At 73.8% G+C, this 20,871-nt stretch carries 15 protein-coding genes; 5 read left to right on the top strand and 10 right to left on the bottom strand.

Annotated features, from left to right (window positions below; translation table 11 throughout):
- The first annotated feature begins 17 nt into the window (after nucleotides 1-17).
- Nucleotides 18-1,517 carry a hypothetical protein gene (locus ACSP50_RS43505; RefSeq protein ID WP_014691769.1) on the top strand — a complete coding sequence of 500 codons (1,500 nt, stop codon included), beginning with the start codon at nucleotides 18-20 and terminating at the stop codon, nucleotides 1,515-1,517.
- Nucleotides 1,518-1,524: 7 nt separating this feature from the next.
- On the opposite strand, the gene ACSP50_RS23470 is transcribed toward ACSP50_RS43505, so the two are convergent.
- The 8 genes from ACSP50_RS23470 to ACSP50_RS23435 form a co-directional block, all read right to left on the bottom strand.
- Nucleotides 1,525-2,214, bottom strand: a complete 690-nt coding sequence (locus ACSP50_RS23470) for a response regulator transcription factor (protein WP_014691768.1) — start codon at nucleotides 2,212-2,214, stop codon at nucleotides 1,525-1,527.
- A gap of 81 nt (nucleotides 2,215-2,295) precedes the next feature.
- On the bottom strand, nucleotides 2,296-2,706 hold the full coding sequence (locus ACSP50_RS23465; RefSeq protein WP_014691767.1) for a hypothetical protein: 411 nt from the start codon (nucleotides 2,704-2,706) through the stop codon (nucleotides 2,296-2,298).
- 34 nt (nucleotides 2,707-2,740) lie between these two features.
- Complete coding sequence (locus ACSP50_RS23460; protein ID WP_014691766.1) at nucleotides 2,741-3,904, bottom strand: glycosyltransferase family 4 protein; 1,164 nt, start codon at nucleotides 3,902-3,904, stop codon at nucleotides 2,741-2,743.
- The gene (locus ACSP50_RS23455) at nucleotides 3,901-4,761 is read right to left on the bottom strand and encodes a glycosyltransferase family 2 protein (protein WP_014691765.1); all 861 of its coding nucleotides are present in this window, start codon (nucleotides 4,759-4,761) and stop codon (nucleotides 3,901-3,903) included. Before ACSP50_RS23455 ends, ACSP50_RS23460 begins: the two co-directional genes overlap by 4 nt.
- A 99-nt stretch (nucleotides 4,762-4,860) precedes the next feature.
- Nucleotides 4,861-8,121, bottom strand: a complete 3,261-nt coding sequence (locus ACSP50_RS44855) for a Neogenin (RefSeq protein ID WP_014691764.1) — start codon at nucleotides 8,119-8,121, stop codon at nucleotides 4,861-4,863.
- Between the two features lie 64 nt (nucleotides 8,122-8,185).
- The gene (locus ACSP50_RS23445) at nucleotides 8,186-9,016 is read right to left on the bottom strand and encodes an ATP-binding protein (protein ID WP_231956697.1); all 831 of its coding nucleotides are present in this window, start codon (nucleotides 9,014-9,016) and stop codon (nucleotides 8,186-8,188) included.
- 26 nt (nucleotides 9,017-9,042) lie between these two features.
- Nucleotides 9,043-10,902: an ATP-binding protein gene (locus ACSP50_RS23440; protein WP_014691762.1), complete on the bottom strand. Its 1,860-nt coding sequence runs from the start codon at nucleotides 10,900-10,902 to the stop codon at nucleotides 9,043-9,045.
- 101 nt (nucleotides 10,903-11,003) lie between these two features.
- A complete protein-coding gene (locus tag ACSP50_RS23435) occupies nucleotides 11,004-11,591 on the bottom strand; it encodes a hypothetical protein (protein WP_014691761.1) in 588 nt (195 codons plus the stop codon).
- A 100-nt stretch (nucleotides 11,592-11,691) separates the two neighbouring features.
- Between ACSP50_RS23435 and ACSP50_RS23430 the strand changes: the two genes are divergently transcribed.
- The 3 genes from ACSP50_RS23430 to ACSP50_RS23420 are packed head-to-tail and all read left to right on the top strand — an operon-like array spanning nucleotide 11,692 to nucleotide 16,639.
- Complete coding sequence (locus ACSP50_RS23430; RefSeq protein ID WP_014691760.1) at nucleotides 11,692-11,952, top strand: hypothetical protein; 261 nt, start codon at nucleotides 11,692-11,694, stop codon at nucleotides 11,950-11,952.
- Nucleotides 11,949-15,629: a hypothetical protein gene (locus ACSP50_RS44850; RefSeq protein WP_014691759.1), complete on the top strand. Its 3,681-nt coding sequence runs from the start codon at nucleotides 11,949-11,951 to the stop codon at nucleotides 15,627-15,629. Before ACSP50_RS23430 ends, ACSP50_RS44850 begins: the two co-directional genes overlap by 4 nt.
- Nucleotides 15,626-16,639, top strand: a complete 1,014-nt coding sequence (locus ACSP50_RS23420) for a metallophosphoesterase (RefSeq protein ID WP_014691758.1) — start codon at nucleotides 15,626-15,628, stop codon at nucleotides 16,637-16,639. Before ACSP50_RS44850 ends, ACSP50_RS23420 begins: the two co-directional genes overlap by 4 nt.
- Nucleotides 16,640-16,646: 7 nt before the next feature.
- On the opposite strand, the gene ACSP50_RS23415 is transcribed toward ACSP50_RS23420, so the two are convergent.
- On the bottom strand, nucleotides 16,647-17,747 hold the full coding sequence (locus tag ACSP50_RS23415) for a glycosyltransferase family 4 protein (RefSeq protein ID WP_014691757.1): 1,101 nt from the start codon (nucleotides 17,745-17,747) through the stop codon (nucleotides 16,647-16,649).
- Nucleotides 17,748-17,835: 88 nt separating this feature from the next.
- On the opposite strand from ACSP50_RS23415, the gene ACSP50_RS23410 reads away from it, so the two are divergent.
- Entirely contained in the window at nucleotides 17,836-19,965 is a 2,130-nt protein-coding gene (locus tag ACSP50_RS23410; RefSeq protein WP_014691756.1) for a hypothetical protein, read from the top strand.
- Here ACSP50_RS23410 and ACSP50_RS23405 read toward each other — a convergent pair.
- A complete protein-coding gene (locus ACSP50_RS23405; RefSeq protein ID WP_014691755.1) occupies nucleotides 19,913-20,746 on the bottom strand; it encodes a glycosyltransferase family 2 protein in 834 nt (277 codons plus the stop codon). The two genes, ACSP50_RS23410 and ACSP50_RS23405, sit on opposite strands and share 53 nt — an antisense overlap.
- Nucleotides 20,747-20,871: the final 125 nt, after the last annotated feature.

Genomic DNA, 20,871 nt, shown 5'->3' with positions numbered 1-20,871 from the left:
CGGAATAATCGTGACAAATGACCGATAAGTTGCTGACCCCGTTGCCGAGCCGGGCGGACGTGCTGGACACCCTGACCGCGGTCCTCACCGACGCCGGCCTGCCGTGGGCGTGGCAGGGCGCGACCGGTGCGCCGCAGCGCTGGTGTGCCGGCACCGGGCCGAGCGATCTCGACGTCTGGTGCGCCGGGCCCGGCCCGGTGGCCGCGCTGATGAGCCGGTACCCCTGCGCGGTGATCGCCGCGCCGGCGGACCCGCGCCGGCTGCGCCACACCAGCCTCGCGGTGCTGACCGGCAGCGGACCCGCGATCGTCGACGTGACCCACGGTGACCTGCGTGTCGGGCCGGTTCTGCTGGTCCCGGCGGCCGAGGTGACCCACGATCCGGGCAGTTGCCGGCTGACCGGCGCGGCCGCCGTCGCCGATCTGCTGGTCCGCCCGGTTCTGCGGGGCCGGATCCCGGAGGTCGGCCGGCTCGCCGAGGCTCGGGGAGCCTGGGCCGAGGCGGACGCGGCGCACCTGTCGGCGCTGGCCGGACGGCTGACCCGGCAGCTCGGCGCCCGGGTTACGGCGGATCTGATCGCGGCCCTGCGGGGTGCCCGACCCGATCCGGGCCTGCCGCGCCGGGCCCGGCTGCGCCTGGCCGCCCGCAGTCTCGGGCCGGGGACCATCGGTGCCACCTGGGCGCAGCGGCACGGCGTGCTGCCGGCCGGCCGGTCCGCCGGGCCGCTGGGTCTGCGCACGCGCGGGGTGGTGGTCGCCCTGGTCGGTACCGACGGGTCCGGCAAGTCGACGGTCGCCGGGGCGCTGCACGAACGACTGCGGGACCACGGGTTCGCCACAGCCACGGCGTATTTCGGGATGGCCCGCGGCAACCTGCCCGGAGTGGCCCTCGCCCGGCGTCTGCTCGGCGTCGGCTCCACAGCGCCGCAGACGGGGACCGCTCCGCAGGATCGAGGCACTCCGCGGACGACGGCCGAGCGGACGACGGCCGAGCGGACGACGGCCGAGCGGACGACGGCCGAGCGGACGACGGCCGAGCGGACGACGGCCGAGCCGATGACGGCCGAGCGGACGACGGCCGGGCCGCTCGATCACGCCCGGTTGCGGCGGATGGCGGCCTGGTTCTACGCGGGGGAGTACGGCTGGCGGTACCTGCGCACGGTCGCGCCGGCGCTCGCCCGGCGGCAGGTCGTGATCGCCGATCGCTGGGTGTACGACCTGCGGGACTCCCCGTGGCCGGGCTCGGCGGCGGCCCGGCTGGCCGAGCGGATGCTGCCCGCGCCCGACCTGCTGGTGCTGCCGGACGCGCCGGCTGAGGTGATCCACCGCCGCAAGCCGGAGCGTCGCCTGGACGAGCAGCGCGCGCAGCAGGAGCGGTTCCGCCGGCTGCTCGCCGAACGGCCGGCCCGCCGCGCCGAGCTGGTGGTGGACACCTCCGGCGAACCGGGCGCCGGCCTGGCCGCCCTGGTCGCCGCGGTGATCGAGGCGGCCCACGCGCCCCGGCGGCGACGCCGGTGAGCGGCGGTCAGGGCTCGAAGCGGTAGCCGACGCCGCGCAGCGTACGGATGTGCCGCGGCGCCGAGGCCGACTCGCCGAGCTTGCGGCGCAGGTTACCGACGTGCACGTCGATGATGTGGTCGTCGCCGAAGAAGTTGTCGCCCCAGACGTCCTCGAGCAGCTTGCGGCGGGTGAAGGTACGGCGCGGCGCGGAGGACAGCAGGTCCAGCAGGTCGAATTCGATCTTGGTCAGCTCGAGCACCTCGCCGGCCCGGGACACCTCCCGCACCTCGAGGTCGATCCGCAGCTCGCCGTATTCCCGGACCGCCTCGCGCCGGGCCTGGGTGGTGGCGCGCGGCCGGCGCCGCATCGCCTGGATGCGGGCCGCGAGCTCGCGCGGCGAGAACGGCTTGGTGACATAGTCGTCGGCGCCCACCGAGAGCCCGACCACCTTGTCCACCTCGTCGGTGCGCCCGGTGACCATGATGATGTAGGCGTCGGTGAACTGGCGGATCTGGCGGCACACCTCGATGCCGTCGACGTCCGGCAGGCCCAGGTCGAGGATGGCGATGTCGGGCCGCTGCTTCTGGGCGCGCTCCACCGCCTCCGCACCGTCACCGGCGGCGAGGACCTCGAAGCCCTCCTTCTCCAGCAGGTGACGGCAGATCATCATGAACTCGGGCGAGTCCTCGACGACGAGCGCACGTGGCTTGGACACGGCACCTCCGGTGACGGGTGGATCGTTACTGACCTCTGATCGGCCGCGCCGGCCGGAATCCAAGGCCGGACGGGACATCTCTCAGGCGGAAACGGCACTCTCCCGGGCCTGGTGCAGGAGCTCGATGAAGCCGTACGCGTCGAGCTCGGCACAGTCGGCGACGTCCAGGAAACCGATCCACCGGCCCTCCGCGGCCGAGACGCCGGCCTGCCACGACGCCTCCCGGTCCAGCCGGGCGGCGTGCACGGTACGGGCCAGCGGCAGGTCGCTGAGCTCGGCGACATCGGTGTCGGCCACCGCGACCAGCTCGAAGCTGATGCACTGGGCGTAGAGCGCCTCGGCCAGGCGCTCGATCAGGTAGCGCAGGGTGGCGGCGGGCCCGGAGAGCGGCAGCACCAGGGTCAGGTCGACGGCGCCGCGGCCGGGGCCCGGTACGACGGCGGCGGCCGGGCGGAGCGTGGCGGCGGGGGCGGTGAGCTGCGAGGTCGGCATGCACTGAGCATGGCGGTCGTACCTCAAGCACAGCTCATCCCGAGGTCAGCCGGTCGGCAAGACCGCCGAGGACCGACCGGTAGGCGTCGGCCGTCAGCGCCGTCGCCCGGTCCCAGCCCATGTGGTCGCGCGCCGACGCGCGCCCGGCCCGGGCGTACCGCTGCCACGCCGGCTCGTCGGTGAGCAACCGGATCAGGGCCCGGGCCAGCGCGCGCGGGTCGGCCGGGGGCACCGACAGGCCGTTGACGCCGGGTTCGAGGACCGCCCGGACGCAGGCGACGTCGGTGCCGACCACGGGCAGGCCCACCGCCATCGCCTCGACCAGGGCCATCGCCGGCGGCGAGGTGGTGTAGTCGAACTTGAACGGCCACGCGCCGGCCTGCGCCGCGGCGAACTCGCCGAGCAGGTCCGGCACCGGGTCGGTGACCACGTCGATCGCGTCCCCGGCGGCTCCGGCCCGGGCCAGGATGGCGGGGAGTTCGGGCCGCGGGATGAGCAGCAGCCGCAGCCGCACGCCCGGCACCTCGGCGCGCACCGCCCGGAACGCGTCGAGCAGGGTGTCCAGGCCGCGGACCGTCTCGGCGCGGCCGGCGAAGACGATCACCGGGTGGTCCGGGTCGAAGCGGGCCCGGCGGTCGTCGTCCGGAGCGCCACACGCGTAGCGGACGATCGCCGGGCCGCCGGGCCGGCCCAGGCGGTCGGCCACCCGCGGGTCGGGAGTCAGCACGGTCGTCACGCCGGCCCGGCGCAGGGCCGCGGCCGCCAGCGGCACCGGCAGCACGGTGGTGAGCGCCACCCGTGGCCGTAGCACATTCGACGACCACATCTCGGCCAGGCCGCTGCGGCGCCAGGCGACCGGGCCGGGCAGCGTCGGCCAGGCGTAGACCGTCAGCACCTTCGGGTACGGCCGCAGCGCCGGGTGCAGGGCCATCAGTGGCCCCAGCGCGCCGGCGTGTAGGTGCACCAGATCGGGGCGGATCCCGGCGAGCGCGGCGCTCAGCGGGGCGGACCGGCCCAGCGGGAACGTCTCCAGCGGGCCGCCGAGCTCGTGCGCGCCGGCGAAGACCTCGGCGCCGTCGACGACGTGCGTGGTGATCAGGTGATGCTCGCCGGGCACCCGCCGCACGGTCTCGGTCACGGTACGCCCCATCGCCTCGCGGGCCGAGAACTCGGCGATGACGTGGGCGACCCGGGTCACGCGCGGACCGCCGGGCGGACCGTGGCGAGCGCCCGGCCGCGGAGGTGGCCGATCGCGCCGAAGGCGAACTCGCTGATCTTCATCAGCCACATCCCGCCGTACAGCAGCGGGTGGGTCCGCAGATAGCGGGCGTTGCGCAGGTAGAGAGCCAACCGGTGCAGGATGTTGGCCTGCCACCGGAACGCCTCCGGATGCACGCGCGCGAACACGTCGGCGGTCGCCGCGTACCCGAGTTTCTTGCGCAGCGTGCGGGACAGCCGCAGGTCGCCCTCGTTGTGGTAGAGGAAGTTGCGGGTGCGGCCGACCCGGCAGCCGGCCGCGCGTACCCGCAGGTCGAGATCCTTGTCCTCGGAGAAGACCATCCGCTCGTCGTGCCCGCCCAGCTTGTCGTAGACGTCGCGGCGCAGGCAGCGCAGCGACTCGATCTGCGCGACGCCGTCGTAGCACTTCTTCTCCAGCCACTTGCAGCGTGCCCAGAACGTGGTGCCGAACGACTCCTCCGGGATCACCACGGCGTCGTAGGAACCGGCCAGCAGGTCGGCGCACTCGCCGAGCAGGCCGGGTGTGATCATCATGTCGGTGTCCAGGTGGAGCAGCACCTCGCCGGTCGCCTCGGCCGCGCCGCGCCGGCGGCCCTGCGCCATCGACCGGTTCTCCTTGAGATAGCGGACGTCCAGTCCGCGGTCGCGGAACTCGGCGACCACCCGGGGCGTCTCGTCGGCCGACCGGACGTCGTCGTTCACGATGATCTCGAAGTCCCGGTACGTCGAGCCGAGGAACGACGTCAGGAACTCCCGCAACAGGGCGGCGCTGTTGAAGGCCGGCACGACCACCGACAGCGCGGGGGTTCGGGTCATGAGCCCCAGTATGGGTGCTGGTCCGGCGTGGCCGGGCGGGTACGACGACGATGGGCCGGGACTCCGCGAGCCCCGGCCCATCTCAGCCGCATCAGTGGATCAGTAGTACAACGGCAGCATCACCGCCCAGTAGACCAGCGTCGTCGCGTCGGCCACCGTCAACTCCGGCTTCGCGCCCAGCGACAGCGCCGTCACCCGAGCCGTGTACGCCGTCCAGCGGTGTCCCATCAGGTCGGCGTCCAGCTGCTTGAGCGTGACCGCCGATGCGCGGGGCAGATCCTTGTGGGTCAGCGCGATCAGCCACTCGATCGTCGGCTTGACGCTGTAGGTCAGCTGGACCGCGGGGGCCGCGTTGCCCGCCTTGTCGACGGCACCGGAGCAGATCACCGTGTGCTTGCCGTAGCTCTCGTAGTCGGACAGGGTGGCCTTGCCGGCGACACCGGACACCGCGTCCGCGGTGACGCAGGTGACCACCGGCGCGGCGTCCGGGCCGTAGACCGCGCCGTTGGTCGCGCCGGCGATGGTGACGACCGGGGCCTGACGGTCGACGTTGAGCGTGGTGCCGGTGCTCGCGGTGTTCCCGGCCCGGTCGGCGACGGTGCCGGCGATCTTCTGGGCGGCGCCGTCGGTGACCACCTGGTCGGCGGGGCAGGTGACCACGCCGGAGCGGTCGTCGGTGCAGGTGAACTTCACCGTCGGGGCGGCCGTGTACCAGCCGGCCCGGTTCGCGCTGCCGGTCACCGTGGCGGTGATCTGCGGCGCGACCCGGTCCAGGTTCACCGTGGTACCGGTGCTCGCGGTGTTCCCGGCCCGGTCGGTGACCGTGCCGGTCACCTTCTGTCCGGCGCCGTCGGTGCCGACCGTGGTGCCGGTGCCGCAGGCGGCGACGCCGGAGCGGTCGTCGGCGCAGGTGAACGTGATCGTCGGGGCGGTGTTGTACCACCCGTTGGTGTTCGCCGTGCCGCCGCTGATCGTGGTGCCGATACTCGGCGCCACCCGGTCGAGGCTGACCGTGGTGGTGACGGTGGCGCTGTTTCCGGCCAGGTCGGTGGCCGTGCCGGTGAGGGTGCGGGCGGTGCCGTCCTCGGTCAGCGGGGTGTCGGCCGGGCAGGACGCGATGCCGGATCCGGTGTCGGTGCAGGTGTAGTGGATGGTGGGGGCGTCGTGGTACCAGCCGCCGGCGTTGGCGGTGGCGCCGAGCACGGTGGCGGTGATGGCCGGCGCGGTGCGGTCGACGTTGACCGTGACCGAGGTGGCCGCCGTGTTGCCGGCCGCGTCCAGCGCGGTCCCGGTGACGACCTGACCCGCGCCGTCGGTGCCGACCGGGATGTCGGCCGGGCAGGACGCCACGCCGGATCCGGTGTCGGTGCAGGTGAAGTGGACGGTCGGGGCGTCGTGGTACCAGCCGCCGGCGTTGGCGGTGGCGCCGAGCACGGCGGCCGAGATGGTGGGTGCGGTCCCGTCCACGTTCACGATGACCGAGCCGCTGCCGGTGTTGCCGGCCCGGTCGGTGGCGGTGCCCGCCAGGACCTGTCCGGCGCCGTCGGCGGCTGCCGTGCTGTCAGCCGGGCAGGTGGCGACCCCGGAAGTCTCGTCGGTGCAGGTGAAGTGCACCGTGGGTGCGGTCCGGTACCAGCCGCCGGCGTTGGCGGTGGCTCCGGAGACCGTGGTGGTGACGCCCGGCGCCGCCTGGTCGACGTTCACGGTGACCGAGGTGGCCGCCGTGTTGCCGGCCCGGTCGGTGACCGTGCCGCTGACCTTCTGGCCGGCGCCGTCGGCGCTGACCGACACGTCGGCCGGGCAGGCCACCACCCCGGAGGTGCCGTCGGAGCAGCTGAAGTGCACGGTGGGCGCGGTGGTGTACCAGCCGGCGGGGGACACGTCGCCGGTGACCGAGGCGGTGATCTTCGGCGTGGTCGGGTCGACGCTGAGCACGACGGTGGCCGTCGCGGTGTTGCCCGCCTTGTCGGACGCGATGCCGCTGATCTTCTGGTCCGCCTTGCCGGCGCTGACCACGGTGTCCGCCGGGCAGCTGGCGATCGTCGAGGTCTCGTCGGCGCAGGTGTAGTGGATGGTCGGCGCGGTGGTGTACCAGCCGGCCGCGTTCTTGGTGCCGAGCACCGTGGCGGTGATCGACGGAGCCTTCTGGTCGACCTTGAGGGTGAGCGTGGTGGTGGTGGTGTTGCCGGCCGCGTCCTTGGCGGTGCCGGCGAAACGCCGGGCCAGGCCGTCGGTGTTGGCCAGGATCGGCGCCGGACAGACGGCGACCGTGCCGCTGTCGTCGGCGCAGGTGAACTGGATGGTGACCGGCGTCCGGAACCAGCCGTTCACCGGCTTCTGGGACAGCGTGGCGGTGATGCTCGGCGGGGTCCGGTCCGGTCCGTTGTCCACGACGGTGCTGGTGGACGGCCAGGTCGCGTCCGTTGCCGGCGGGCTGCCGGAGGCCTCGAAGACCGGGACGGAGCCGCTGACCGCGCTGCTGCCGCCGTTGTCGTTGTAGGCCTTCACCTCGACGATCCAGGCCTTGTCGGTGGCGAGGGCGAGGGTGGTGGCGGTCACCGAGGTGTCCAGCTTCAGCGTCTTGGTGACCTTGTCGATCCCGTAGCCGACCTGGTAAAAGGTCGGCGCGGGACCGTTCGCGGGCGGCGTCCAGCTCACCGAGACGGTGCCCGGAGCCTCCGCGAGCCGCTTCACGACCAGGTCGGTCGGGTCCGCCGGCCGGAACCGGTCGAGCAGCGACTTGGCGGTCACGCAGGCGCCGTACTGGTTGACCGTGGTCACCGCCAGCGTGTAGGCCCGGCTCGGGTCGATCCCCGGGTAGGTGAACGACAGGCCGGTGCTCGTCTGGTCGGCCAGCACGGCGCCGTCGGACAGCCGGGTGAACACCGAGTGGTAGCCGGTGAGCGGCGTGTATCCGGTCCAGGCCGGCTCGCGCCAGGTGGCCACCGCGGTGGTGCCCTCGTCGATGCGGGTGGGCGCCATGCCCATCACCGCGCTCGGCGTCAGCGCCCGCAGCGACCAGAAGCCGGTGTTGGCGACCGTGCCGGCCGCGTCGACCGCGCCGATCCGCACCTTGTACGCGGTGCACGGGTTCGGCGCGTCGATCGTGTAGCCGGTCGCCGTGGCCGGCAGGTCGAGAACCGTCTCCACGTCGCCGGCCAGGATGTCGATCGCGTAGTGGTCGGCACCGGTGACCGGTATCCAGCCGACCTTGATCTGGTGCACGTCGTCGGCGGCACGGGCCACCGTCAGGTTCTTCGGCGCGGCCAGGGCGGAGAGGGCCGCGGCCGGCGTGGCGACGAGACTCGTCGCCATTGTCGTCAGAACGCCGACCGCGCCGAGCAGTCGTCTTCTGTCCATGCGGACCTCTTCTCCGGGCAGCTTTCGTCGGGGGTGTTCATCGGCTGGCAACCTCAATCCGGCCTCAGGCGGGGGTATGGCTCAGGTCAAGCTCGGGAGCGGCCACCACGGGCGGCTCGCCCGGTGTGGTGGCCAGGGGGAGGGTGAACCAGATCCGCGCGCCGCCGCGGAACTGCGGGTCGGCGCCGATGGCGCCGCCCAGGCGTTGCACGATGCGGCGGCAGATGGGCAGACCGAGACCGTTTCCCGGGTACGCGTCGGGGTGCGCCCGATGCAGCTCCTCGAAGATCGCCTCGTGCTGTCCGTCGGGGATGCCGATGCCGTGGTCGGTCACCTCGATCCGGACCATGTCGTCGTCCAGCAGCCGGGCCGCGACATGCACCCGGGCGATCTCGCCGTGCGGCACGTACTTGATGGCGTTGCCGACCAGGTTCTCCATCAGCCGCCGCAGCATGCCGTGGTCGCCCCGCACGGCGGGCAGCGCGTCCCGGCGCACCTGCGGCGCCGGGCGGACCAGCTCGGCCGTGTCCGCGACCAGGTCGTCGACCAGCGCGGCCAGATCGATCGGGGCCAGGTGCAGCCGAGACTCCTGCGTCGTGGCGTAGGTGAGCACGTCGTCGATCAGCTGCCGCATGCGGACGGTGCAGCGGGTGATCTCGGTGACGAACTCGTCGTACTCGGCCGGGCGCGGATAGCCGACGTCCAGGTGTTCCAGCAGCTGGGCGTAGCCGCAGATGCCGGCGAGCGGGGCCTTGAGGTCGTGGCTGACGTCGCTGGCGAACGTGCGCAGCTCCGCCACTGTGCGCTCGAGCTCGGTGTTGCGGCGACGTTCCCGGTCCAGCTCGGCGCGGAGCTCGGCGAGCTCGGTGCCGGGCGACACAACGTTGTTCGACACCGTGGGCCTTTCGTCGTGGCGGTTCATCAGGCCATCACCCGGGACTTCTCGTCACCGGTCTGCAAGCGGGTGATCAGGTGGTCGACGCCGGGGTCGGCGCCGGGGGTCAGGTACGGCCGCAGCGCGCTGCGCAGCTCGGGCAGCGTGATCGGCTTGCTCAGCCGCCCGTTCATCCCGGCGGCCAGGCACAGCGCCAGGTCGGCCGGGTCGGTCGCGGTCAGGGCCAGGATCGGGGTCGGCGAGCCGGCCGCCCGGATCTGCCGGGTCGCCTCCAGCCCGTCGGTGCGGGGCATCTGGACGTCCATCAGCACCACGTCGTACGGGTCGCCGCCGAGAACGGCCTCGACCGCGGCGGCACCGTCGGGCACCGCGTCGCACGTGACGCCCATCAGCTCGATCATGCGGCGGAAGACCGTACGGTTGATGTCGTTGTCCTCGGCCAGCAGCACCCGGCCACCCGGCAGCGGCGGCACGGTGACCGGCGCGCCGCGGACCCCGGTGCGCTCCCGGTTCAGCGCGGCGACCAGCCGGCGCAGCACCAGCGGGGCGGTCAGCACCCCGGGCCGCCGGACGATCCCGGTGCGCGGGTCGGTGGTGCTGATCATCAGCGCCCGTCCGTCCGGACCGAGCGCACCGATGACCGTGTCGGCGCGCCGCACCGCCGCCGGATCGTGCGCGTCGTCGCACCACAGCACCGTGTCGACGTCCGGCAGAGCGCCCGTGACATCGGCGAACGTCACCGGGACCGGCTCGGCGCCGGCGCTCGCCAGCAGCCAGGTCAGGGCCCGTACCGAACGGTCGGACGGCGCCATCACGGCGACCCGGCGGCGAGCCAGCGGCCGTGGTTGCCCGTCGCCGTCCGGCGACGCCGCGGGCAGCGGCAGGCGGACCCGGAACAGCGCCCCGGCGCCCGGCCGGGATTCCACCTCGATGGCGCCGTCCATCCGGTCGACCAGCCGGGCGGCCAGCGCCAGACCGAGCCCGGCGCCCTCGTGCCGGCGTGCCGCCGAGGAGTCGGCCTGGGTGAACGGCTGGAACAGCCGGGCCTGCTGCGGCTCGGGGATGCCCGGCCCGGTGTCCGAGACGGTGACCAGGAGGCTGCCGTCGGCGGCCGGCTCGGCCAGCACGACCACCTCGCCGGACGCGGTGAACTTGACCGCGTTGCCGACCAGCGCCGTGAGCACCTGGCGCAGCCGGACCGGGTCGCCGGCCACCGTCGCGGGCAGCTGCGGCGCGGGCGCGGCCAGCAGCAGGATGCCCTTGTTGCGGGCCTGCGACTGCAGCGGCTGCACGACGCCTTCGAGCAGTTCCCGGATCGGCACCGGCTCGCGGGTCAGGGTCAGCCGCCCGGTCTCCAGGCGGGCCAGGTCGAGCAGGTTCTCGGTGAGGGTCTCCAGGGCCTTCGCCGAGTAGTGGATGTCGTCCGCGATCTCTCGGACGCCCTGGTCCAGCTGCTGCGCCCGGAGCAGGTCGACGGCCGCCACGACGGTGGTGACCGGGGTCGTCACCTCGTGGCTGAGCAGCGCCAGGAACTGCGACCGCGCGGTGTCCCGGCACTGCTCGGCGACGACGGTGACCAGCCGCTGGTCCTCGCCGCCGGGCCCGGTCAACGGGGCCACCCGCAGCGTGTGCACGATGTCCTCGGCGCACCGGCAGCACAGCTCCGCCGCGCCGGCGCCGGGGGTGGCCCGCCACACCGCCTCGAGCACGCCGCGGTGGGCGCCGCACGGCCCGGGCGCGGCGGTGAGGAACCCACCCTCGGCCGGATAGAGCTCGCCGTTGCCACCGGACCACTGCCGGTTGGCGAGCAGCACGCGGCCGTCGGGATCCAGGATCGCCGCGGCGACGGGGATCGCCTCGACGAGAGTGCGCGCCGCATATCCCATGCGCTGACCTTTCGCGGGGAAGTCAGACCCGAAGCAGGCCCGTGCCCCCAGGCTCGGCGAGCTTGGGGGCAAATGCCGTGGAAGTCGGGAGCGATCCGGTTTCAGACCGCGAGCCGGCGGCGGCCGCGGTAACCACCGGGAGCCGCGACGGGGTGACCGCTGCGGCGCCGCAACCGGGCACCCAGCCCGAGCGTGACGGCGGCGAGCGCGCCCAGGGCCCAGGGCAGGACCTCGACCGGGCCGCGTCCGGTCGCCTGCGGCGGAACCGCGGAGACCAGCACCCGGGCGGCTCCGGAGGCCGAGCGACCGGCCAGCACGATGCTGGTGCCGGACGCGCCGGTGCCGACCAGCGACTGCGGCACGTCGACCTCGATCCGGCCGTTCTCGTCGCCGCGGGTCTGCTGGATCGGGCTGCTGCCGAGCCGCACCTCGACCAGGTCCCGGGCTCGGTACCCGAACCCGGTGACCCGCAGCTGGTTGCCACCCTCGGCCCAGGTCAGCACCAGCTTGTCGGTGCTGCTGGAGACCGCGGCCGCGGCCGGGCCGGCGACGGCCAGCAGCGAGGCGCAGGCGCCGAGCAGGATCAGCATGGCGGCGACGATGCGGCGGGCGGCGGCGAGCTTGAGCATGCATCGAGAGTGCGGCATGCCGACCGGGTAGCGGAACGCCTCCGGGTCAAGCTTGCCCACCTCCTGAGCCGGGCTTGAGCCGGGCGACCGCGGGGCCCGCGCTCAGCCGGTCGGCGCGGCCGCCGATGGGAAGGGTGTCCGAAGATGTCCGGAGGTGTGCGTGTCGCTAGACCACGCCGCGCCCGGCGTGCGGACGGCACCGGGCCGGCACCGGCGCCCCTGGCACCTGCCGGAGCTGGCCGACCGGCTGTGCCGGCGCGCGCTCACCGTGGCCGCCGGGCTGTTCGCCGCCTGTGGCCCGGCGCATGCCCTCGGCCTGACCGATCTGGTGTTCTGGACCGTGCTGGTCGGGCTCGGGCTGGCCGCTGCCGCGGTGCCCCTGGGCCTGTTCGGCCTGCGGCACGGGGACACCGCGGATTGATCAGGGGCCCGCTGAACCGGGCGGCCCTGCTCGCCGCGCGGCCGTATCTGATCGTGCTGGCGATCGACGTGCTCATCGTCAGCCGCTGGTTCCGGACCGGCACGTTCATCGCCGGCGGCGACATGGGCGCGTTCATCAGGCGCGGCTGGGCACCGGAGATGACCTGGTCCTGGAATCACCAGCTGACCGGCGCCGGGTCGGCCGGCTACACCATGGCGCGGGCCTTCGAGTTCCTGCTGATCTGGCTGTGCCGGCAGGTGGGCCTGACCGAGTACTCCGCCCAGTGGCTCTTCTACACCTGCATCTACGGGCTGGTCGGCTTCGGTGTGGCGTACCTGGCCGGCGCGTTCGTGCGCTCCGGGCCGGGCATCGTGGTGGCCGGGTCGTTCGGCATGCTCAACGGGTTCTTCCTGACCCGGCTGCCGAACCCGCTCAACGTGATCTCGGTGGGGTCGGTCGCGTTCGTCACCGGCGTCGCGATGCGGGTCGCCCAGGGCCGGCGTGTTCCGGCCCCGATCGCCGGGTTCGCGCTGATGCCGACCTCGTTCCTGAGCTTCAACCCGCCGATGCTGGTGGTCGCCTACGCCTGGGCGGTGGCCGGCACCCCGGCCCTGGCCGCGCTGCTGCTCGGCCGGCGGGCGGCGGGCCGGCTGATCAAATGGTTCGTCGCGGCGGTGCCGTGGGTGATCGGTCTGAACGCGTGGTGGCTGGTACCACTGGCGCAGAGCTTCGTGGGCGGTGGCGGCGCCACCGCGAACGCGACCTTCACCGACCCGACCAACTGGTCCTGGTCGCAGGTGAACAACCTGCCGCCGAACATCCTCACCATGGTGGCGAACTGGGCGTGGTTCCTGCCGCAGTACCTGCCGTTCGCCGCCGACCTGGACCGGCCGTGGTGGATCTGGATCCGGTATCTGCTGCCGGCGCTGGTGTTCGCGGCCCCGCTGCTGGCTCCGCGTCGGTTGCGCCGGGTCGCGCTGGGCCTGCTCGCGGTGATCCTGGTCTTCGTCTTCCTGGCCAAGGGGCTGCGTCCGCCGCTGGCCAGGGTGAACCTGCTGCTGTACCTGCACGCGCCCGGGTTCTGGCTGTTCCGCGAGCCGATGAGTAAGCTCGGGCAGCTGCTCGTGTCGTTCTTCGGGGTGATGCTCGCGATCGGGGTGGCCGGGATGCCGGCCGTGGTCCGGCGGGTGGTGCCCCGACGGCGCCCCTACGCCTACGCGGCGGCGGCCATCCCGTTGCTGCTGGTGCTGGCCTACCCCTTCCCGATCTACACCGGCGGGGTGATGCCGGACGAGCGCCCGAGCCAGCCGTCGATGCACGTCCGGGTGGCGCAGCAGTGGTGGGACACCGCCGCGCGCATCGATGCCGATCCGCGCCCCGGCAAGGTGCTGGTGCTGCCCCTCGACGACTACTACCAGATGCCGACCACCTGGGGTTTCTTCGGTGCGGACAGCATCGCGAACCTGTTGATCAAGCATCCGGTGGTGCAGCCGAAACCGGAGGGCTACTTCGGTGACGTGCCCGGCTTCGCCGCCCACCTGCGGCTGGTCGAGGCGGCGCTGCTGGCCGGGGACCTCACCGCGGTGCCGAAGCTGTTGGACGCGATCGGCGCGAGCCGGGTGATCGTGCGGCACGACCTGGTCCGCGGCCTGCCGAACCGCTATTTCGCCGACGACCGGCTGCTGGCCGCCGCGATGACCCGGGTGCCCGGCGCCACCCTGGAGAGCGGGGGCCTGCTCGACGTCTTCCGGCTCGGCGACGGTGCCGACCCGACGGTCCGGACCTACGATCGGGTGCTGGACGCCCCGGCCCGCCCCGAGGCCGGCGCCGCGGTGCTCGGCACGGTGGACACCCGGACCGCGATCGCGGCACGCCGGGACACCTCGGTGGCCGCGGCCAGTCCCCAGGTCGACGACCACCCGGCGGTCACCCCGGACGTGGTGTACTGGCCGGTCCCGGCGGTCGACGAGGGGTCCCCGGTGACCACCGTCGACGTGCCGGCGGGCCGCTACACGGTCGCCCAGCGGGCCCGGGCCGCCCCGGCGCTGGTGCCCCGGGTGGACGGCGGTGACCTGGTGCTGGCCGACCCGACCGTGGTGAAGGTGGACGGGCGGCCGGTCTCGCGCCGCCCGGAGCTGCGGGTGCCGCTGCCGGCCGGCCGTCGAGTCCTGGCGATCCGGGCGGGCACCCGGCGTACCGTGTCGGTGGATGTCGCGAAGCCGGCGCCGGTGCCGGTCGGCGCGGCCACCAGCCTCACCCTGCTGGCCGCCGCCGCGAAGCCGGCGAAGGTCAGCGGATTCAGCCCGGTCTTCGACTGCAACAGCTACGAGCCGCGGCCGTGGCGCGAGCTCGGCCTCTCCGCGAAGGTCAGCGACACGAAGCAGGGCCGGACCGTCACGCTCGCCGCCGCCGACCACGCCGCCTGCACCCGGCTGATCGTCAGTGGCGCGTCGCCCGGGGAGATCTACCGGGTCCGCCTGGAGTATCACCGGGTGTCCGGCGCCCGGCCGCAGATCTGCCTGTGGCAGTCCGGCGCCGCCGGCTGCGAGCTGTCCGCGCGGCCCTCGCTCAGCGACGACTGGATCCCGTACGAGGGTGTGGTGACCATGGACGCCGGCGGCGAGCTGCAGATCATCCTGCACGCCGACGCCATCCGCAGACTCGGACCCCGGACCGTCACCGAGTATCGCGGCGTCCAGGTCCAGGCGCTGGAGCAGGTCGGCAGCCGGGAGGTGTGGCCGCCGTCGGTGCCGGAGACCGCCGTCGAGCTCACCGCGGGCCGGCACGAGCTGCGTGTCGACGGCGGGCAGGCGGGCTCGGTGCTGTCCCCGTTCGAGCCGCTGGAGGACTGCTACCGCTACGACGACCAGACCGCCGAGCAGGCCGGGCTGGCCGCCGAGGCGCAGACCGGGGTGGACGGGGAGACCACGTACACCCTGAAGGCGGTCAGCCACCTGGCCTGCATCGGGGCGACCGCCGGGGTCCTCGGCGCCTCGGCCCTCTACGAGCTGTCCCTGCAGGCGCGCAGCGTCGCGGTGCGCAACCCGAAGTTCTGCCTGTTCCTGCGCGGACCCGACCTGTGCCGCAAGCTGCCGTCGGTGGCCGTCTATCAGGGCTGGACCCGCTACGAGACGTTCATCCCGCCGGATCCGGACACCGTCGAGACCCGTCTCTACCTGTACGGGCTGCGCGATCTCGCCGGCAAGCAGCAGTCCCAGGTGGAGTACAAGGGCGTCCGGCTGCGTCCGGTGGCCTCGGCCTCGGCCGTCGTGCTGGTCCGGCAGACCGCCGCGACGCCGGCCTCGTCGGCGGACTGGACGCGGCACGATCCGGCCCACTTCGCCGGCACGCTCACCGCCTCCGGACCCACCATGCTGGCCCTGGCCGAGAGCGCGGCGCCCGGGTGGCGGCTGACCGGCATCCCCGGCGCGACGAAGGTGACCCTGCAGGGCTGGATGAGCGGCTGGCGACTGCCCGGCGGCGGCGGGTTCGCGCTGTCCTACGGCCCGGCCCGGATCGCCCGCTACGCCTTCTACCTGCTGCCGGTCACGGTCGTGGTGGCCGGTGCGTACATGTACGGGGTCCGCCTGCCCGCCGGCCGGCCAGGTGACTGGACCGCCCGGCACCGGCGGCGCCGCCGGCTCCCGTGGCGGCTCCTGAAGTGGCCCCGCCGATGACCGCCCTCGTGCGCCGGCTGCTCGGCGAGCGATCCCGGCGGCGGATGCGGTGGGCCCGGCGGCACACCGTGCTCTGTGCGATCGGGTTGCTGGTGGCGGTCCTGGCGGCAGTGGTGGTCAGCACGCCGGCGAGCCGCCGCCTGATCGTCGGGCCGGACACGGTGACCGTGGTGGCCGTCGGTGACATGGCGTGCGACCCGGCGGACCCGGACCTCAAGCGGGCCACCCGGGAGCAGGGTGACCGGTGCCGTCAGCAGGCCGTCTCGGACATCGCCGTGGCGCTGCGCCCGGACGCCCTGCTGGCCCTCGGCGACGTGCAGTACGAGATGCCGACCGCCGAGGCGTTCCGCACCGTGTACGGCCCGAGTTTCGGGCGGCTGCGCGACCGGACTGTGCCGGTCTACGGCAACCAGGAGTACAAGGTGCAGGACGCGTCGTCGTTCACCGCGTACTTCGGCGACCGAATCCTCGACAAGCGTGGCTACTGGTCGCAGCAGATCGGCCGCTGGCACGTCGTGGTGCTCGACTCCAACTGCTCCGCGGTGCCCGGCGGCTGCGGCTCCGGGTCACCGCAGCAGACGTGGCTCGACGCCGACCTGGCCGCGACCTCGAGTCGCTGCGTGCTCGCCGCCTGGCACCATCCACGCTGGTCGACCGGCATCGCCGGACCCGACGACCGGACCGCGGAGCTGTATCGCACCCTGTACCGGCGCCGGGTGGACCTGGTGCTGTCCGGGCACGAGGCGGACTACCAGCGCTTCGAGCCGCTGAACCCGGACGGGGTGGTGGACCCGGAGGGTGTCCGGCAGTTCGTGGTGGGCACCGGTGGCCAGGCGCACTACCGCCCGGAGGGCACCGCCGCCACCGGTGCCCCGCCGGGCGCGTACGCGGACTACGACCACCACGGCGTGCTCGCGCTGACGTTGCGCCCCGCCTCGTACGACTGGGCGTTCCATCCGCTGGAGGCCGGCCGGGTCACCGAGGACGAGGGTTCGGCGCGCTGCCACTGAGCGCCGGTCAGGCCGCCACCCGCATCGGGCCGCGAGGGCAGCGGGCCTCCCGCTCGACGGCGGTGAGCAGCGCGGCGGCGACCTCGTCCCAGGAGTGCGCGCCGCCGTAGGGCAGCGGTTCGGGCGCCCGGCGCACCCAGCCCGGCAGCGCGTCGGCCAGCCGTTCGGCCATCGCCTCCGGGTGTGGCGGCACCACGATCCCGTGCGCCGCCCGGGTCGAGTCGCGCAGCCCCGGCACGTCGTACGCGATCGTCGGCGTGCCCAGCGCGGCCGCTTCGGTGACCACCAGTCCCCACCCCTCCCGCACGCTGGCGGCCAGGTGCACGTGGGCCCGGGCCATCCGGTCGTGCTTGTCCTGTTCGCTGACCCGGCCGAAGAACTCGACACCGTCCGGCGCCTCGTCGGCCAGCCGGTCCAGCAGCGGCCCGCCGCCGAGCATCCACAGCCGCAGGCCGGGGACCGCGGCGCGGGCCAGCAGCACCGCCCGGATCACGTCCCGGGGCCGCTTGTAGTTCACCATCCGACCGCAGAACACGGCGGTGGGCCGGTCCTCCTTGGCCGGGTGGGGCAGCGGGTGGGGTGGCTCGTAGCCCTCCGGCACCACGGTCACGTCGTGCGCGCCGAACCGGGCCAGGGCCTCCCGGGTCGACTCGGAAACGGCCAGGATCGGGCTGCCGCCCAGCCGCCGCAGCCAGTTCGGCTCCAGCCGGTGCCGGCCCAGGTGCGCCAGCAGCGGCGGGGCGTTGATGTGCCAGATCTCCTCGCAGGTCTGGTGGACCAGCGCGATCGTCCGCGCGCCGTCGTCGACCCACTCGTGCGCCTGGAACGGCACCGTGTTGGTCTCGTCGACGACCACGTCGAACCGGCCCCGGCCGTGCCGCTGCCACCAGCGCCGTGCCTCCCGGTAGACGGTGAACCGGCTGCCGGCCCGGACGATCCGGTAGCCGTCGCGGATTTCGTCCGCCGGGCGCCCCGCCACCGCCGCGGCGAAGAGGGTGACCTGGTGCCCGGCCGCCGCCCAGCGGCGCAGCACCTGCTCGGTGTACACCTCGGCGCCGCCGGACGCGGGGTGGCTGAGGTCGCGCCAGTTCAGGATCAGGATGCGCATGACCGGGGAGATCGGCCGGGACGGCACCGGGTTGAGAACGTTGGGGATATGACCCCGCGACGCCGGTGGATTGCCGATACTGGCACAAATGACCGAGCAACGGCGGAACCGGGCAGTTGGTGGCCGGCCGCCCGCCGCGCGACACCGGCGGCCCGCCCCGGCCACCCGGCTGACCCTGGAGTCCACGCTCGTCGGCCTGGTCATCGGGTTGCTGGTGGTGGCGCCGTGGACCCGCCCGGGTTATCTGCTGCTGCTCGACTGGGTGGCCGGGCCGCACACCGCGCTCACCCCCGGGCTCTACGGACTCGATCCGGCGGCGCTCGACGCCCTGCCGTACCGGCTGGTCACGCATGCGCTGCGGGCCGTCGTCGGGGCGGGCGCGACCAGCTGGCTGATGATCCTGGCGTACTTCCCGATCGCCGCCGGGGGCGTGTCCGGCATCGCCGGGGGGAGCCGGTGGCGGCGGCACCCGGCGGCGGTGTTCGCCTGCGTCAACCCGTTCGTCGTCGAGCGGCTGCATGCCGGGCACGTGCCGTTCCTGCTCTCGGTCGCCCTGCTGTGCCCGTTGACCGCGTCGGCGCTGCACGCCCGCCGGCGCGGCGGCTGGTTCGCCGCCCGCCCGGCCGGTTGGTACGCCCTGGCCATCTCGGTCGGCGCGCACGCCGCCTGGCTGGGCGGGATGGTGCTGCTCGCCGTCGCGTTGCTGCCCCGGCCCGGCCGGCGACACCTGGCCCGGACCGCCGTCATCGTCGTCTCCGCCGGCTGCGTCTACGCCTATGCCGCGGCGGTCGTCGCCACCGCGATTCTCACGGTCCGGGTCAGCGACGAAGATCTTGAGGTGTACGCGACGTACGCCGGCGCCTCGGGTCTGACCGCGACCGTCGCCACCCTGCGCGGCTTCTGGCGGGGTGGCTCGGACAGCAGTCCGCAGCTCGCTCTGGGCGTGGTGCCCGGCGTGATCCTGGTGGTCGCCACCGTCGCCGGATTGATCCGGCTGTGCCGCCGGGACCGTGCCGTCGGGGCGCCGCTGGCCGCCGTGACCGCCACCGGGCTGCTGCTCGGTGCGGGCATCACCGGGCCACTCGGTCCGGTGTACCGGATCGCCTTCGACACGCTGCCGCTCTTCCATGCCATGCGGGAGCAGCAGAAATGGGCGGCGCTCGCGATGATCGGCTACGCGGTGGGATTCGGCGCGGCCGCCGAGGCGGTGGCCCTGCGCTGCCGGGCCGGGCGTCCGGTGGCACCGCGGGCGGTGGCGGTCGGGGCGGCGCTCGCCCTGGCCGGGATGACGGCCACGGTGAGTGGGTCGCTGTTCTGGGGCCTGGGCGGCAGCGTTGGGGTGAGTCACTATCCGCCGGCCTGGTACACCGCCGACCGGATCATGGGGGACGGCGACGAGTCGATGCTGTTCCTGCCCTGGCACCAGTACCAACCCTTCACCTTCACCGCGGCACGCAGCGTGGCGACGCCGGCCGGCGCCTTCTTCCGGCGGCCGGTGCTCAGCAGCGACGCGGTCGAGCTGGGCCCGGTGCGGAGCAACTCGTCGTCGTACCGGATGGCGTATCTGGATCGGTTGATCGCCGCCGGTGGCGGCGGGAGTTTCGGGCGGCTGATCGCTCCGCTGGGCGTGCGCTACGTCGCGCTGGCCCGCGACCGGGAGAGCGGCACCTACGCCTGGCTCGACCGGCAGCCGGATCTGGAACCGGTGCTGCGGACCGCCGCCCTCGACCTGTACCGGGTGACGGTCAGCGGGATCGGCCGGGTGGTGAGCGCCCGGGACGGGGACTATGCCGCGCTGCTCGCCTGGGCCGCGCGGGGGCGGCTCGGTACGGAGGCGGTGATCTCCGGGGCCGGCGGCGGAACCGTGCCGTCCGCGGCGTCGGGTGGCCTGCGGCGCGTCGGCTCGACCCGCTGGCGGGTGGCGGCGGGTGAGGCCGGCTGGGTGGTGCTGCCCGAGGAATGGTCGGCGGGCTGGACGGCGGGGGATCAGGTCACCCGGCGCACCGTCGCGGGGACGGTCGCGGTCCATGCCGGTTCGGGGGCCTTCACGGTGCGTTACGCGCCGTGGAAGTGGTTACGGCTGGGTCTTGCCGCGTCGTTGCTGACGCTGGTGGCGCTGCTGGGCGCCGGTCTCGTGGAGCATCGGCGGGAGCTGTCGCCGCGGTTCAGACGGCGGCCTGGCGGTAGTGGCCGCCGAGGTGCCGGCCCAGGATCGTGACGGTGTCGCGCAGCGTGCGCACGATGGTGTTGGTGGTGACGGTGCTGCCGTTGGCGGCGGTGTTCAGCGCGACCGGCGCGGCGTGCAGGTTGCGGATGCCGGCCGCCTTGGCCGCCACGAAGAACTCCAGGTCGAAGGCGAACCGCTGCTCGCGCAGGTGCGGGAGCAGCTGGGCGAGAGCGTCCCGGCGGATGATCTTGCAGCCGGTCTGGGTGTCCTTGACCTGCAGCAGGAAGAGCAGGGTGACCAGGGTCGAGTAGACCATCGAGATCAGCTTGCGGACCTTCGAGGCGCCGCTGACCGACTGGGCGTGGCGCTTGTCGGCGTAGACGGCCGCGTGGTCGCCGCCGCGGGCCAGCCCCAGGTAGGTGGCCAGGTGCGCCGGGTCGATGTCGCCGTCGGCGTCGATGAAGCCGACCCAGGCGCCCTGCGCGGCGGCGAAACCCTGGTGCAGCGCGCTGCCCTTGCCGGAGTTGAGCCGGTTGTCGATCAGCCGGACCTGCGGCAGGAACGGCACGTGCAGCTGCGAGCCGTCGGTGCTGCCGTCGTTCACCGCGATGATCTCGTGCCCGATGCCGGCGGCGGTCAGCGTCGCGATGATCGCGTGGATGGTCTGGGCGACGACCGGGCCGCAGTTGTAGAACGGCACGACCACGGTCAGTTCGACACCGGCGGTGGCCGGGGCCCAGAGGTTCGGGCTGGCGACCGGAGCGACGACGGCCGGGGCGGCGACCGGGGCGGCGGTGTGTGCGGGGCGCTCGAGCGTGGCGGTTGCGTTCATGTCCACTACGGTCGAGCCGCAACCTCAAGCTGAGGTCTAGCCCGATTCAGTCCTGCGACAAGCTTGCCGATCGGCCGTGGCCGCAGGCGGCGAGGGCGGACAACGGGAGTTTTCCCGGTGTCCCG

This window comes from Actinoplanes sp. SE50/110, assembly GCF_900119315.1.
Taxonomy (GTDB): domain Bacteria; phylum Actinomycetota; class Actinomycetes; order Mycobacteriales; family Micromonosporaceae; genus Actinoplanes.
Note: the sequence above shows the minus strand (reverse complement) of the source record. Positions and strands in the feature narration are given on the sequence as shown.

Coding starts and splice junctions, on each gene's coding strand:
- ACSP50_RS23415 (WP_014691757.1), bottom strand. CDS start 17,747: ATGCGCATCCTGATCCTGAACTGGCGCGACCTCAGCCACCCCGCGTCC.
- ACSP50_RS23465 (WP_014691767.1), bottom strand. CDS start 2,706: ATGCCGACCTCGCAGCTCACCGCCCCCGCCGCCACGCTCCGCCCGGCC.
- ACSP50_RS23410 (WP_014691756.1), top strand. CDS start 17,836: ATGACCGAGCAACGGCGGAACCGGGCAGTTGGTGGCCGGCCGCCCGCC.
- ACSP50_RS23420 (WP_014691758.1), top strand. CDS start 15,626: ATGACCGCCCTCGTGCGCCGGCTGCTCGGCGAGCGATCCCGGCGGCGG.
- ACSP50_RS23405 (WP_014691755.1), bottom strand. CDS start 20,746: ATGAACGCAACCGCCACGCTCGAGCGCCCCGCACACACCGCCGCCCCG.
- ACSP50_RS43505 (WP_014691769.1), top strand. CDS start 18: ATGACCGATAAGTTGCTGACCCCGTTGCCGAGCCGGGCGGACGTGCTG.
- ACSP50_RS23440 (WP_014691762.1), bottom strand. CDS start 10,902: ATGGGATATGCGGCGCGCACTCTCGTCGAGGCGATCCCCGTCGCCGCG.
- ACSP50_RS44855 (WP_014691764.1), bottom strand. CDS start 8,121: ATGGACAGAAGACGACTGCTCGGCGCGGTCGGCGTTCTGACGACAATG.
- ACSP50_RS23455 (WP_014691765.1), bottom strand. CDS start 4,761: ATGACCCGAACCCCCGCGCTGTCGGTGGTCGTGCCGGCCTTCAACAGC.